Consider the following 698-nt stretch of genomic DNA (forward strand, 5'->3'; position numbering starts at 1 on the left):
TGTTGGAGCAAGTCTTCCACGGAGCATGACAATTCAAGCTCGTCGGCGTCGGCACGACCGCTGGATCCTTGCCGTGGGGGCGACTCCTCGCTGTCTAACCCGTTGCCGTTGCCGTCGATACCATACCAATCGCGGACAATTGCATCGCCGCACCGGCAAACCCGTAACCGGAGAGCAGGCTCCCGGCTTCTTTCGGCGTCTGGATCCTCGCGGGCATCCAGCGCCTGCAAGCAGCGCTTCTCGAGACCGGTGGCTTGCTCGAACAGCAGATCCAGCCGACCTTACCCGAGCGTCAGCCGAAAACCATCGTGGGGGTAGATCTCTTCTGAGGTGTCCTCGATAATCATGGCGCCGAGCATCAGGCGAACCTTCGCGAGCATGAAAGCCGACAACGCGGCACTGTTCTCCAGGACCAACTCTTCGCCCGCTTTCATGGCCTGAACGAGCGGGCCGTAATGGAACGACAGCCGCTGGCCTTCCCAGTATTGAGTCCCGATGAGTTCATCGAGATCAGTATCGTTGGTGCACGCGTAGATCACGTCATTCCTCCAGAGAGCAGAAGGTCTTGCATTGATTAACGGACGATCGCAGGAAGAAATTGAGTCGGAATCTGAAATTGAGGTCCAATTGACCGAATCAAGACTCTCTGGTGGACTGCCTCGCCCGGAGCATCCTTCTGCGAATGGACAACCGAGAAT

The 698-nt window shown here is 57.6% G+C and carries 2 protein-coding genes; both read right to left on the minus strand.

All coding sequences use genetic code 11. The features are described 5' to 3' along the window. Positions 1 to 94: 94 nt before the first annotated feature. Complete coding sequence (locus E4Q08_RS25520) at positions 95 to 217, minus strand: hypothetical protein (protein WP_256436049.1); 123 nt, start codon at positions 215 to 217, stop codon at positions 95 to 97. Between the two features lie 64 nt (positions 218 to 281). Further along, positions 282 to 698 (minus strand): hypothetical protein (locus E4Q08_RS25240; protein WP_248595129.1); only part of this gene is annotated, 417 nt, incomplete at its 5' end.

Source organism: Candidatus Accumulibacter contiguus (assembly GCF_012940005.1).
Classification (GTDB): Bacteria; Pseudomonadota; Gammaproteobacteria; order Burkholderiales; family Rhodocyclaceae; genus Accumulibacter; species Accumulibacter contiguus.